Genomic DNA, 13,918 nt, shown 5'->3' on the forward strand with positions numbered 1-13,918 from the left:
AATGAGCCTATTGTTTTTTTGATTAATTTACTTTTATTATCTTTAACGAGTATCAATGGAATTTTATACACATATTGTTATTCCTCGATGCCGTCCCCATTTATATAAAAAAGAAAAAAGGTAATAAAAAATGATGCTTATCATACATAACTTCTGCATGAATTTTGATTTGTAAAAAAATATAAGAGGAGAATTTTCTATGAAATTCGGTATTATTGGAACAAATTGGATTACGGATCGCTTTCTTCACGCTGCCAAAGCACACCCTGAGTTCACAATAGGTGCGGTTTACTCAAGAACATTTGAAAAAGGAAAAGAATTTGCCAGTAAATATAATGTATCCAACGTTTATACAGATATGGAAGCAATGTTTCAAAGTGGTGATATTGAGGCTGTCTATATTGCATCACCAAATGTATTACACGCTGAGCAAAGCATTTTAGCAATGAAAAATGGTATACATGTGCTTTGTGAAAAGCCAGCTGTAACCTCTGTTAATGAAATGGATCAAGTCATTGAGGCTTCAAAAAAATATAAAAGAACCTTTATGGAAGCAATGAAGTCAACCGTTACACCCTCATTTCTTAATTTAAAAAAGAACTTAGATAAAATAGGTACGTTAAGGCGTCTCGTATTTCATTATAATCAGTACTCATCTCGCTATGATAAATACAAAGAGGGTATTATTGAAAATGCATTTAAACCTGAACTCGGTAATGGTGCAAGAATGGATTTAGGCGTTTACACTATCGCACCAATTATCCATTTGGTTGATGAACCAAAGTCTGTGTTAAATAACACCTTTTTATTATCTACGAAAGCTGAAGGCCAAGGAAGTATGATACTAAACTACGATACATTTGAAGCGATTGTTATGTACTCTAAAATTTCAGATTCACACTTACCAAGTGAAATACAAGGTGAAAAGGGTGTCATTGAAATCGATCAAATTAGTGACCCGAAAAGAATTGTTATCAGATACAAAGATGGCGAAACAGAAAACATCTCCATCAAACACGAATTTGAAACAATGTATTATGAAGTAGCCGAGTTTATTAAAAGCGTTAAAAAAGAACAAATCGAATCAACCATCAATACGCATGAAATTTCAAGAAAGATTTCAAAACTACTTACTTTATAACCTGCATTCCCGTAAAATTACGAAAGTGGTAAAGCGGTATAATAATAATGAATATTTAAAGAAAGAAATGGGGTAGATCAAATGGTCCAATCAATCAACACAAAAGTCGATTTAATTATTGGTGCAACCTCACATATAAGAAGTTCAGATTATGGTAAAATTATGATTGGAGACAAAGGATTTGAATTCTTCAATAATCGTGATGCTCGTAAATTTATTCAAATTCCTTGGGAAGAATTTGATTATGTGATTGCTTCAGTCTTGTTCAAAGGGAAATGGATCCCACGTTATGCTATCAAAACGAAGCGGAATGGAACATATACATTTTCTTCTAAAGATCCAAAAAAGGTCTTTCGAGCAATTCGTGAATACGTTGATCCAGATCACATAGTCAAATCATTAGGTTTCTTTGATGTAATCAAACGCAATTTGAAAAGTAAAATTAAAAAGTAGTACTTTTACATCTTAGACAGGTTGGAACTTGCTTTTTTTGTTGGGACATCTCCATAATTGTTAAGTGATAAACTGTTACGGAAACGGAGACAGACAAACCCATTCTTGAAGGGGGAAAACTGGTGTGTTAAGATATCTTGTGGAAGCTCATTAAAGTAATTCGGATGCTTATTTATTTAACGCTATAATTAAAACTTTTCAAATAGATTAAATAACTATCTTAGGTTTTTTTACGTGTTACTGATTGGATCAGGCATGAGTGAAAAGCAGTGATTAAAATGAAGCATAAAGGTCCTTAATACCTCTGCCTTCATTTAACGCTACTGAATTACTTTTCGCCCATGCCTTTTTTGCCGAAAATGTAACTGTTGGAAATGGGCTGAAAAAATACTGCTTTAGTAGCTTCCATGCTTATTTAAGCCTTAACAATACTATAATATGAGGAGGTAAAAAGATGGTAGGAATTGTCATTGCAAGTCACGGTGAATTTGCTAATGGTATCTTGCAATCTGGAGCAATGATCTTTGGAGAACAAGAAAATGCGAAAGCCGTTACATTGATGCCAAGCGAAGGACCTGATGATCTAAATTCTAAAATGAAAGAAGCAATCGCCTCTTTCGACAACCAAGATGAAGTATTATTCTTAGTCGATCTTTGGGGGGGGACCCCTTTCAATCAAGCCAACAGCTTGATGGAAGGACACAAAGATAAATGGGCAATCGTTGCTGGTTTAAACTTAGCAATGGTGATCGAAGCTTATGCATCGCGCCTTTCAATGAACACAGCGCATGAAATTGCTGCGCATATTCTCGGCACAGCCAGAGAAGCAGTTAAAGTAAATCCTGAAGAATTAGAACCAGCAGATTCCTCAGTAGCTGCAGAACCTGCAGGGCAATCAAATACAGGTGCTCCTGGTAAATTTGAATACGTGTTAGCGCGTATTGATTCTCGTTTACTTCACGGACAAGTAGCGACATCTTGGACCAAAAGTACACTGCCTACACGTATCATCGTTGTATCTGATGTTGTAGCCAAGGATGAACTTCGTAAAAAATTAATCCAGCAGGCTGCTCCTTCAGGTATTAAAGCACACGTTGTTCCTGTCAATAAAATGATTGAACTTGCTAAAGATGATCAGCACTTTGGCGGCCAGCGTGCATTACTTCTTTTCGAAAATCCCCAAGATGCGCTTAGAGCGGTTGAAGGGGGTGTTCCATTGGAGACAATCAACGTTGGCTCTATGGCACATTCAATTGGTAAAGTACAGCCGAATAAGGTACTGGCCTTTGACCAAGATGATATTGATGCCTTCGCTAAGTTAAAAGAAGCTGGTTTGGACTTCGATGTACGCAAGGTTCCGAACGATTCAAGTGGCAACATGGACGATATTTTAAAAAGGGCTCAAGCGGAGTTAAACAGACAGAAATAATCCTAATCAATAGATTAGAAAACTTGGCGTTTGCTATAGTTTGAGCAAATGCTCATAGCTTGCACTTATGCAGTAGGAAAATTTTTTATACTTTCCTATCTGCCAAAAAAGGAGGATTAGTAATCATGGAATTGACTATTATTCAAATAATACTAATTATTATCGTGGCATTTATAGCTGGTATAGAAGGAATCTTGGATGAATTCCACTTTCACCAGCCAATTATTGCTTGTACGTTAATCGGCTTAGTTTCCGGACAATTAGTGCCATGCCTTATCTTAGGTGGTACCCTGCAACTAATCGCTTTAGGTTGGGCAAATATCGGAGCTGCCGTAGCACCGGATGCTGCTTTAGCATCAGTTGCATCTGCAATTATTCTTGTATTAGGTGGGCAAGGTGAAGCCGGTGTATCTTCAGCTATTGCGATTGCAGTTCCACTTGCAGTTGCAGGTTTGCTACTCACAATCATCGTCCGAACCATGGCAACAGGAATAGTACATATAATGGATGCCGCAGCGAAAGAAGGAAACTTTAGAAAAATTGAAATGTGGCATATTATCGCTATCTGCATGCAGGGATTACGTATTGCAATTCCAGCTGCATTGATTGTGGCTATTGGTGCAGGTCCGGTTAGAAATGCGCTCGAAGCTATGCCAACCTGGTTGACAGGCGGTTTAGCAGTCGGCGGGGGAATGGTAGTAGCCGTTGGTTATGCAATGGTTATTAACATGATGGCAACAAAAGAAGTATGGCCATTTTTTGCAATTGGTTTCGTATTAGCTACTATTCCATCCATCACCCTTGTTGGTCTTGGTGGTATCGGTGTAGCCCTTGCACTTATCTATTTAGCGCTTACTAAACAAGGCGGTTCAGGTGGCGGAAACGGAAACACTGGTGATCCGTTAGGCAATATTATTGATAACTACTAAAGAAGGAGGAGGACATAAAATGGCACAAGAATTGAAATTATCAAAAAGAGATCGTATTTCTATTTGGTGGCGTTCCACTTTCCTTCAAGGTTCTTGGAACTATGAACGTATGCAAAACGGCGGTTGGGCATTTTCCATGATTCCCGCAATCAAAAGATTATATAAATCAAAAGAAGATCGTGCTGCTGCATTGGAACGTCACTTAGAGTTTTTTAATACGCACCCTTATGTGGCTTCCCCTATTATTGGTGTAACTTTAGCGCTTGAAGAAGAACGTGCAAATGGTGTGCCAGTTGACGACAAGGCAATTCAAGGGGTTAAAGTCGGAATGATGGGGCCTTTAGCAGGTATCGGGGATCCAATGTTCTGGTTCACGGTTAAACCAATTCTCGGTGCTTTAGCAGCTTCCCTTGCTCTGACCGGTAACATACTTGGACCAATTCTTTATTTCGTTTTATGGAATATCATTCGTATGGGATTCATGTGGTATTCACAAGAACTTGGTTACAAAGCTGGTTCTAAAATTACGGAGGACTTATCTGGCGGATTACTTCAGGATATTACGAAAGGCGCAGGAATATTGGGTATGTTCATCCTTGGTTCATTAGTTAACCGTTGGGTAGCTGTAGCATTTACACCAACGGTATCTGAGGTTCAGCTAGATGATGGCGCTTTTATTGAATGGGATAAATTACCTGCTGGGTCTGAAGGAATTAAATCTGCAATGCAACAGAAAGCTGAAGGCCGGTCATTAAGCGAATATGAGGTAACTACTTTACAAGACAACTTAGATAGCTTAATTCCTGGTTTAGCTGGATTATTGCTAACACTTCTTTGCATGTGGCTGCTAAGGAAGAAAGTTTCTCCAATTACTATGATTCTTGGATTGTTCGTAGTCGGTGTCATCTTCCACGTTTTAGGCTTGATGTAATAGATAAAGACGTTAATCCAGGCCATTTTCATAAAATTAAATATATAAGCTACGTATTCAAATAACGTATACAAATAGAGAAGTGCCTCCTTGTTGATAAACCTATCAATATAAGGAGGTGCTTTTTCAAACGATTCAATTGAAGAAGTCAAAGGTAAATACATCTCAGGAGGCTGCTATGCTTACTATCGGTTATATTGGAAATGGGAAAAGCACAAACAGATATCATCTGCCGTTCGTGCAGCAAAGAGAGAATATAAAGGTGAAAACAATTTATCGAAGAAATCCCGAACATGATAGCTGGGATAAGATCGCAGGAGTAAATTATACTTCTGATTTAGATGAATTATTAAATGACAAGGACATTCAACTCATTGTGGTTTGCACAAAACATGACAGCCACTATAAGTACGCAAAACTCGTATTAGAACATAATAAAAACTGTTTGGTCGAAAAGCCTTTTATGGAAACATCCGCACAAGCAAAAGAAATATTTGCATTGGCAAAAGAGAAAGGTTTAATTGTTCAGGCTTATCAAAACAGACGTTTTGATAGTGACTTTTTAACAGTTCAAAAGGTCATGGAAGAAGGGAAATTGGGGGACTTGCTGGAAGTGGAAATGCATTATGACTATTATCGCCGGGAAGTACCCGAGTCTGTTCATTCATTTGATCCTGCTTCGTCATTTTTATATGGACATGGCTGTCATACACTGGATCAAGTTATCAGCTACTTTGGCAAGCCGGATCATATACATTATGATGTAAGGCAATTATTAGGGCAAGGAAGAATGAATGACTATTTCGATTTAGATTTATATTTTGGCAGGTTAAAGGTATCTGTAAAATCCAGTTACTTTAGACTTAAAGAGAGACCCAGCTTCGCCGTGTATGGTAAAAAGGGATGCTTTGTGAAACAAACCAAAGATCGTCAGGAGGAACATTTAAAGTTATTTTATATGCCTGATAACAAGGATTTTGGTATAGAAACAATAAAACATTATGGTGAACTGACATATATTGATGAGGAAGATACAATCCACGAAAAAAAAGTAAAATCTGTAAATGGTGATTATGGAAGAGTGTATGATGACTTATATGAAGCCGTCATAAATGGTAAAGATAAAACCATTACAGATGAACAGACACTGCTGCAAATGGAAATATTAGAAACGGGAGTTAAGAACTTAAAGTAAAATGAAAGTCTGATTCTGTTATAGACTTTCTTGATTCATGCCTATCAAGAGAAAAGAAGAAAGTATAGATTTAAAACGACCACCTCACTAAAGCAGGTGGTCGTTTAATAACGTCGCCCGCTGAGAAAAATCCGTCAACAGGCAGACAGTAAAAATTTACTTATAATCCTTTTCTAATAATGAGGCTGCAGCATCGTCCATAATAAACGTGACATTGGGATGAGCACGTAATATTGATGCCGGACAATCTTCATTGATTGGGCCTTCAAGTGTAGCTTTAACAGCCTCTGCTTTTCTAACGCCAGATGATGCTACAAGAATATGCTTTCCTTCCATAATATCCGCTAACCCCATTGTAATCATTTGAGTTGGTGCTTCTTCAGGCGTCAATTGATGATAGCCCATTGTGCTTTGGATAGTAGAATCATCACTATTAGCCAAGAATAAGCGTGAATCAAAAGATGTTCCAGGTTCATTTGCAGCTAAGTGAGCATTCACACCTAAGCCAACAATTTGTAGATCTCTCGGATATCTTTTAAGTACTTCATTATAACGATCGATTTCAGTCTGTACATCCGCAACACTTCCATCAATTAATCCAATATACTTAGGATGGGTTTTAATTAGATCATAGAAATTTTTATGCATATACGTGTAAACAGAAAAAGATGCATCTCTTGAAGAAACATACTCATCCAGATTTGTGAAAATTGAGTTTTCAATAGAAATTTTATCGTTGTTAATTGCTTCCACTAATAATTCAAATGTACCATCATAACTAGCACCTGTAGTTGTGTTTATGCTTGCAGATTCATTTTTTTCTAACGTATCTGCAATTACTTTATACGATTCTTTAGACAATTCATTGTAATCTCTTGTTTGAATAATTCTCATCAATTGCCTCTCCCAGCATTATATATTTAAACCCATTCTATTAAACCATTACCCCTAACTTTACGAGGAAGTCCATATCTCCATAGTTATTTAACTTATATCAACTAACAATCAATAATAATAAATCCTTTTATATTTGACTTAAATAGTGTTCATCTAGTGTAGCTTGAAATATCTTATCAAACTAAGGTTAGCTAGTACAAAGAAAATGTCATTATATAACGGTTTGGTACTATTATCGGTAGATATTTCAGTTTAATTATGAATCACGGTTTATTAACCACTATTATTGTAGCATCAGCTTAAAAATTATTCAAGAAAACTGCTAATAGGGTTAATTTGCGCCCAGCTTCTAAAAATCCTGTCGATATTTCCCGGGAAATGATGAAATTCGCCTGGTCTTTTCTATTCGTAAAATAGTGCTTTAAACAACGATTTCTAACTCCCCCCTTTTTAAAATAGAATTATTTCCATCTTAGTGATTCTAGGCATGATTATATGGAATGCTTTATTTACAAAGCATGAAGCTATTGATCAAACGTTTGATCAATAGCAAAGCAGCGATATTTCCACACATAAATGGGTCAATCCGAATACGCTGCTAAAACCACCATTATTCAAAAAAAACATCAAAATTCCAGCTCTATTACAACCTAATCTAATCCAAAATAAAAAACTCCCTTATCAAAAGGAGTTTCAATTATTATTTTCTCAACCTAGTCAATTCCTCAATTTCCTCCAAAACAACACCAGCCAACGGGTGATCAGCCTCCAGCTGTGACACAGACTGCAATGTCTTTTCATACCCCTGTTCTTCAACCATTTCCTGCAGTTTAGCCGCTTCTTCATCCTGCTCGTTCTTATATTCCAAAGCAGCCGCAATTGTTTTGGCCAGGTAAACTGGCTCCTTATTCGTAACTTCCATATACATTGTGGCAGGACGAATTAAGCGGTCATTTGGGCCAAGCTTACGAATTGGGCCTCGTCCCACTCTGGTAACTTCATCGGAAATATACGGGTTCATAAATCGCTTGATAATTTTATTAATATATGTCTGATGTTTTTCTCTATCGAATTGATATGTTTGGATTAGTGCTTCACCAGATTCGGTTAATGCACCTTTGATGATTTCCTGAACGTTTTGGTCGTTCATTGCTTCATTAATTGTTGCATATCCCATATAGTGACCGATATATGCTGGTACTGCATGGCCTGTATTAACCGTAAATAATTTACGTTCAATATAGGGTTTTAAATCATTAACAAAAGTAATTCCATCAATGGGAGGTGTGTCACCTTCAATCGATGACTCTTCAACAACCCATTCATAATAAGGTTCAACAGACACTTCCAATGGATCCTCATTTACTTGATTTGGCACAATTCTATCAACAGCCGCATCCGGGAAACCAAAAAGGTCATTAAACTTTGGTTGTTCTTCTTTTGTTATATGTTCAAATACCTTCTCTTTTAATAACGTGCTACCGCCAACCATGTTTTCACATGCGATAATATTAAGTGGCTGCTGGTTCGATTTTATTCGTTCACGCAAGCCTTTTGCTATAAATTCTGAGATCATAGCTAAAATATTCGGACCAACAGCGGTTGTTACAATATCAGCTTTTGAGATAGCGTCAACAACTTTTTCCGGATCACTGATACTATTAATTCCTGAAACATTCTTCACGGTGAACTTTTCACTGTCCTCAGCAGCTAAAACAACATGATACTGTTGCTTTTCATTCAATTCCTGAATAACCGCTTCGTTTACATCAACAAAAGTGGTATGATAATTTGCCTGGTATAAAAGGGAACCAATAAAGCCCCGGCCGATATTCCCAGCACCAAAGTGTACAGCTAACATTTAGTTCACCTCATCGAAAAGAGCTATGATTTCCTCTTTTGAACCAGCATCTAATATTTTTTGGATATTTTCTTCCTCGGAAAGAACGATCGCAATTTTTGACAAAACTTCTAAATGTTCGTCTCCCTTACCAGCAATACCAATTAGTACTTTAACAATGTTTCCATCACCAAAATCAACACCATCTGGTATGGTTACAACAGAAAGTCCGGTTTCTTTTACTAATCCCTTCGCATCCTCTGTTCCATGCGGGATTGCGACATTATTTCCCATAAATGTAGAGGTTAATTCTTCTCTCTCCAGCATTTTATCTACATAAGATGCTTCAACATACCCTTTGTTCACCAGGATTTCTCCTGTATAACGAACCGCTTCTTCTTTACTGCTTAATGTTACATTTAGATCGATATTTTCTTTGCTTAAAATTTCTTTTGCCATTGTATATGCACTCCTTAAATGATGATGTTTTTTTCCTGCAAAAACTTTTGAAATTGTTCAGACAGAAATTGCTTGATATGTGATTCATTCCCGGATTCAAACAATTTGATGCTTTCCTGCCCTTGTATAATTAAACTACTTAGAAAACTTAAAGCTTCCAACACTTCCTGATGGGTTACCTCTGGTGCCAGCATTAAAACTATTGTATTCATTTTCATGTTTTCCCCATCCATACCTTTAATCGTTAAAGGATGGGATAATGAATAGATTGAAAAACTGGGTTTGTATACACCCGCTGAACGGGTATGATACAGCGCAAGAGATGTATCAGGAATTCCGAGTCCACTTATCTGTTCCCTCTTCAGCAGCTTTTTAAAAACATTCTCGCTATTTGTTAGCCATTTTCCTTTTTTCAATTCATTACATGCCATGCTCAAAATGGACTCCAAGGATTTCTTTTCCGTTATTTGTGTCATATGAAAAGAATTCAACAGACTCAAAATTGCCTTGGAGTAATTTTGCATTGCTTCCAGCTTTGGAATGAAGTTATCGTTATGCACTTTTGCTTGCTTCGATTTCACAGGACTTTTTTCCGGCTTAAAGTTGAGTCTTTTTTGTCTGATTAACTTCTTAATCCGATGAATTTCTGATTGGGTTAGCATTGGTGACGCGTGAATATAGTCGCCATCAAATCCTGTTAATGAAATTGTTGAAACAATAATATCATAGCTATCTGTATGAATATCTTCCAGATCAAACATGGATTTATTGTCAACCTGCTTAATTTCCGGAACTCGTTGCATGAGTCTTGTAGCAAGGATTTTCGCTGTACCAATACCGCTTGAACAGATAACCAATGCATGTAAGTCTGTCCTTATTTCACTAGTAAGGAGAATAGCTGCAAAATGAAGGACAAGGTATCCAATTTCATCATCCGGGAATTCCATGTCAGGGAATAAGTCACGAACTCCTTTTCGGATTAAATAAAAAAGGTCAGAATAATCTCTTGTAATTTCCTCGATTAAGGGATTTTTTATATTCATATCCTGTTTAAGCCGGTAAATCGTTGGTTTCAAGTGTGCTACTAAATCGTTCAGCAATGGCGCATCATCACTTAAATCCGTATCCAGCTGTGTACTTACATACTGGATTAATTCTCTCGCTTTATAGGCGATATCCAAACTGGAATCTTCCATTAAATAATGTTGATTAATACGCAATTTAGCGCCCATTAAATGCATCGTTATATACCCTATTTCGTCATCGGGAATATCCATGGAAAGTGAGACTTCCAGATCCTTGATCATGTTACTGGCTATCTCAAATTCCTTTGTTCCTTGGATTTGCTTCATATAAACTTTATCAAATGTTATTTTATCGCCTTTTTGAAGACGCTCAATTGCTAATGAAAGATGTACAACTAAACCAATATATGCACTGTCTGCTAATTCATGTGGTAACTCTTCTCTTACTAGTTCTACTCTTTTTTCAATCACATTTAAATTTTCAGGATTGACTAAACCCAATAATCGATTTGAAATAGTATTTAATTGCTGCTGAGATTTCTTCTGAATACTTTCCTTCAACAGGGAAATATAATCAAAAGGGTCCACATACTTGGAAATTAAATTACTTATTGCAGCACGTTTATCCCCCTCATCGCCTTCAACCTTTACGCCATATCCTCTTTTTCGAATAAGTTGGAGCTGATAGTCCGCTAACTCTTCTTCCATTTGATCCAGGTCATTACTTATTGTTGCTACCGTAACTTTAAGCTCACTTGCAAGCGCGTGAAGCTTGATTGGTTCATTTGTATCAAAAAGGGTGGATAAAATGACAGCCTGTCTTTCATCAGATGTGAAGTTGGAGGATGCTACGTTCGCAAGTAACCTCTCCAATTTTTGTTTATCCCTTTTATCTCCAATAATCTGAAGCCCTACTCCCGCTTTTTTCTTCAGCTTCAGATTATAATCAGCCATCAGCTTTTCAACACTTTTTATGTCCCGATGAATGGTTCTGTCACTCACACCAAGTGCTTTTGCAATTTCCTTAATAGTTATAGCTTCTTTTGCATTCAATAAAAATTCAATAACTTTTCGTTCCCGACCTGGTAAATACAAATTGTTCACCGCCCTGTTTGGTTTAGTTCTTAAGTCTTTGAACTAACTCTTCATATTTAGGACTGTTCAGGAAGTTTTCCACAGAAATATGTTCTGCAGTTGGTAATTTCATTTTGGCTCTATCTGTTAAATCCTTATGGGTAATAACGATATCAGCATCATCAGGTATTTCATTAATTGCTTTATTTGTAACGAAAATATCGATATCAGCTTTTTTAAATTTATTTTTTAATAGGGAAGATCCCATTGCACTTGAACCCATCCCCGCATCACAGGCAAAAATAATTTTATTTATTTCGTCTTTGCTTTTTTCCTGTTCTTCCTGACTTTCAGCTTGAGCATCCGTTTCTTCGTCTTTTTGACCAAGCGCACCAGTTACAGAGCTCTTCTTCCCTTTCATTTCTTCCATTTTTCCAGTCGCTTCTGAAAGATCTTCCTCTTCTGTCTTACTTGTTTTCAAAATTAATGCAGCAAGAAAGAATGAAACCGCAGCAGCTACAATGACACCTAGCGCAATACCTAGATAGCTTCCCTTTGATGCCATTATAAATACAGCAAAAATACTACCTGGTGATGCTGTTGCGACTAATCCCGCTCCAAAGATTTGAAATGTGAGCACACCACTAACTCCCCCACCAATTGCAGCTAGAAGTAATGCAGGCTTCGATAGTATATATGGGAAATAAATCTCATGGATCCCACCCAAAAATTGAATAACTATAGCACCAGGTGCAGAACTTTTTGACATTCCTTTTCCAAAAATAGCGAATGCAAGCAAGATACCTAATCCTGGTCCAGGGTTTGCTTCTAGTAAGAATAGAATGGATTTACCTGTGTCTGCAGCCTGTTCCACTCCAATTGGGCCTAATATGCCATGATTAATTGCATTGTTTAAAAATAAAATCTTAGCTGGTTCTATAATGACATTTGCTAATGGTAATAATCCAGCATTGATAATTGTTTCAACACCTGCAGCTAATACATTATTTAAACTTTCTACTACTGGTCCAATTAGTTTTACAGCAATACCTGCTAATATTGCAGCAAGAATACCAGCAGAGAAGTTATTGTAAAGCATTTCAAATCCAGATTTAATTTTATCGAGGAATGCCTGATCAATTTTCTTCATGAGATAACCAGCTAATGGCCCCATGATCATTGCACCTAAAAACATCGGAATGTCAGCACCAACGATGACCCCCATCGTTGCAGTCGCACCAACAACCCCTCCACGGAAACCATGTACCATTCGCCCACCAGTAAAACCGATTAATAGTGGCAATAAATAATTAATCATCGGATCTACTAATGTTGCCAATTGTTCATTTGGCCACCACCCATCTGGAATAAATAATGCGGTTATAATACCCCAAGCAATAAATGCGCCAATGTTCGGCATAATCATACCACTCAAATAACTGCCAAACCGCTGAACCTTAGCACGAAATCCTCTATTTTCAGCCATCTTAACCTCTCCCTTTTTTATATTAAAAATAATTTATTATTCCTTCTATACTCTAATGATATGCGCTTACATTTGGCTTTTCAATCTAATCAAAATACCAATTTGTCAAATCACTTGTTGACATTATTAAAAAGAAACCTTTACCACTTATTTTTGGATAAGTAAGATGGAGAAAATTATACGATAAGTATTTCTGTTATAGTACTTCCCGTTATGATTAGGACATAACAAGTTTTGTGGCAGTTGGGGGGATAGTTTTTATTATCACAAAAAAAGCGCCAGTCCCGGACGCTCTAAAATTTTTATTCATTTAACCTGTGCTAGATCAAAAAGGTTCTTTTCTATTTATGATTTTACCAAAAGTTGTTCTAATGGAAGGTGAGGTGAAATGTTTGGTTTTCATTTACTTGCCTTATACTCATACTGTTAACAGTAATGCTTAACTCCTGTCAAGGGAAGCATGTAGAGTACCATGAATACAACTTGTCCACTTTTTTCAGGCAATACAAATACTTGTTAAGTTATGTTCGGGTTTGAAGATTGTATATTAGTTCAAATTTATGCGCTGGAAACCATATCACTTACAGGTTTCCAGCTGTTCTTTCTCACTTCATCTTCTCAGGCAACCCATGAATAGATTCAATCAATTGGTTTAGTTTCCCCTCAATCCGGTGCAGCAAATAAAACGTCACCGCAATGGGAAAGCCTAATTCTGTAATGAATGGTATCCAGGTTTCCAATGGTAGAACCTCCTCCTATGATTATTTTTGCTGGGGGTTTCCGGATTTATGATGTAGTTGGATGGATTTTATATGGAAATGTGCTGCTTAAGTTCTATTTAGATAAATACGGTATGTTGCTATAAAACTGCTAAAGTTGAGAGACAGATTCAGATTGTTGAGAGAGATTAGCAGAAAGTTGAGAGATAGCTCCCCATTGTTGAGAGATAGTTGCATATTCTGTTGTTTTCTCTCAACTTTCACTGGGAGTCTCTCAACTTATCTGGCTTTCTCTCAACTTCCACCCAGGATCTCTCAACTCTCAATCTGTATCTCTCAA

12 protein-coding genes are annotated in these 13,918 nt (G+C 36.9%); 6 read left to right on the forward strand and 6 right to left on the reverse strand.

The annotated features are described in order from the left end of the window. The first annotated feature begins 199 nt into the window (after positions 1–199). The 6 genes from CIL05_RS01035 (at position 200) to CIL05_RS01060 (ending at position 6,078) form a co-directional block, all read left to right on the forward strand. Positions 200–1,141, forward strand: a complete 942-nt coding sequence (locus tag CIL05_RS01035; RefSeq protein WP_095653640.1) for a Gfo/Idh/MocA family protein — start codon at positions 200–202, stop codon at positions 1,139–1,141. 81 nt (positions 1,142–1,222) lie between these two features. Then, the gene (locus CIL05_RS01040) at positions 1,223–1,594 is read left to right on the forward strand and encodes a DUF956 family protein (protein WP_095653641.1); all 372 of its coding nucleotides are present in this window, start codon (positions 1,223–1,225) and stop codon (positions 1,592–1,594) included. Positions 1,595–2,048: 454 nt separating this feature from the next. Continuing rightward, positions 2,049–3,023: a mannose/fructose/sorbose PTS transporter subunit IIA gene (locus tag CIL05_RS01045; RefSeq protein WP_095653642.1), complete on the forward strand. Its 975-nt coding sequence runs from the start codon at positions 2,049–2,051 to the stop codon at positions 3,021–3,023. Between the two features lie 131 nt (positions 3,024–3,154). After that, positions 3,155–3,952 carry a PTS mannose/fructose/sorbose transporter subunit IIC gene (locus tag CIL05_RS01050; RefSeq protein ID WP_240510086.1) on the forward strand — a complete coding sequence of 266 codons (798 nt, stop codon included), beginning with the start codon at positions 3,155–3,157 and terminating at the stop codon, positions 3,950–3,952. A 19-nt stretch (positions 3,953–3,971) separates the two neighbouring features. Next, complete coding sequence (locus CIL05_RS01055; protein ID WP_095653644.1) at positions 3,972–4,883, forward strand: PTS system mannose/fructose/sorbose family transporter subunit IID; 912 nt, start codon at positions 3,972–3,974, stop codon at positions 4,881–4,883. Between the two features lie 178 nt (positions 4,884–5,061). Next, a complete protein-coding gene (locus CIL05_RS01060; RefSeq protein WP_095653645.1) occupies positions 5,062–6,078 on the forward strand; it encodes a Gfo/Idh/MocA family oxidoreductase in 1,017 nt (338 codons plus the stop codon). Between the two features lie 156 nt (positions 6,079–6,234). Here the strand turns inward: CIL05_RS01060 and CIL05_RS01065 are convergent, their stop codons facing one another. From CIL05_RS01065 to CIL05_RS01090, 6 genes are all read right to left on the reverse strand, one after another. Continuing rightward, the gene (locus CIL05_RS01065) at positions 6,235–6,972 is read right to left on the reverse strand and encodes a glucosamine-6-phosphate deaminase (RefSeq protein ID WP_095653646.1); all 738 of its coding nucleotides are present in this window, start codon (positions 6,970–6,972) and stop codon (positions 6,235–6,237) included. Between the two features lie 703 nt (positions 6,973–7,675). After that, positions 7,676–8,836, reverse strand: coding sequence for a mannitol-1-phosphate 5-dehydrogenase (locus tag CIL05_RS01070; protein WP_095653647.1), 1,161 nt, complete (start codon positions 8,834–8,836; stop codon positions 7,676–7,678). Beyond that, entirely contained in the window at positions 8,837–9,274 is a 438-nt protein-coding gene (locus tag CIL05_RS01075) for a PTS mannitol transporter subunit IIA (RefSeq protein ID WP_095653648.1), read from the reverse strand. Between the two features lie 14 nt (positions 9,275–9,288). After that, positions 9,289–11,403: a BglG family transcription antiterminator gene (locus tag CIL05_RS01080; protein ID WP_240510075.1), complete on the reverse strand. Its 2,115-nt coding sequence runs from the start codon at positions 11,401–11,403 to the stop codon at positions 9,289–9,291. Positions 11,404–11,416: 13 nt separating this feature from the next. Next, on the reverse strand, positions 11,417–12,859 hold the full coding sequence (locus CIL05_RS01085; protein WP_095653650.1) for a PTS mannitol transporter subunit IIBC: 1,443 nt from the start codon (positions 12,857–12,859) through the stop codon (positions 11,417–11,419). Between the two features lie 605 nt (positions 12,860–13,464). Then, positions 13,465–13,599 (reverse strand): YvrJ family protein, encoded by a 135-nt coding sequence (locus tag CIL05_RS01090; RefSeq protein ID WP_095653651.1) that lies wholly within the window; start codon positions 13,597–13,599, stop codon positions 13,465–13,467. Positions 13,600–13,918 lie beyond the last annotated feature (319 nt).

This window comes from Virgibacillus profundi (assembly GCF_002287375.1).
GTDB classification, from domain to species: Bacteria; Bacillota; Bacilli; order Bacillales; family Amphibacillaceae; genus Virgibacillus_K; species Virgibacillus_K profundi.

Bases quoted from the DNA above. Each gene is read 5' to 3' on its own strand.
- CIL05_RS01075 (WP_095653648.1), bottom strand. From the start codon at position 9,274: ATGGCAAAAGAAATTTTAAGCAAAGAAAATATCGATCTAAATGTAACA.
- CIL05_RS01065 (WP_095653646.1), bottom strand. From the start codon at position 6,972: ATGAGAATTATTCAAACAAGAGATTACAATGAATTGTCTAAAGAATCG.
- CIL05_RS01040 (WP_095653641.1), top strand. From the start codon at position 1,223: ATGGTCCAATCAATCAACACAAAAGTCGATTTAATTATTGGTGCAACC.
- CIL05_RS01035 (WP_095653640.1), top strand. From the start codon at position 200: ATGAAATTCGGTATTATTGGAACAAATTGGATTACGGATCGCTTTCTT.
- CIL05_RS01085 (WP_095653650.1), bottom strand. From the start codon at position 12,859: ATGGCTGAAAATAGAGGATTTCGTGCTAAGGTTCAGCGGTTTGGCAGT.
- CIL05_RS01070 (WP_095653647.1), bottom strand. From the start codon at position 8,836: ATGTTAGCTGTACACTTTGGTGCTGGGAATATCGGCCGGGGCTTTATT.
- CIL05_RS01045 (WP_095653642.1), top strand. From the start codon at position 2,049: ATGGTAGGAATTGTCATTGCAAGTCACGGTGAATTTGCTAATGGTATC.
- CIL05_RS01055 (WP_095653644.1), top strand. From the start codon at position 3,972: ATGGCACAAGAATTGAAATTATCAAAAAGAGATCGTATTTCTATTTGG.
- CIL05_RS01060 (WP_095653645.1), top strand. From the start codon at position 5,062: ATGCTTACTATCGGTTATATTGGAAATGGGAAAAGCACAAACAGATAT.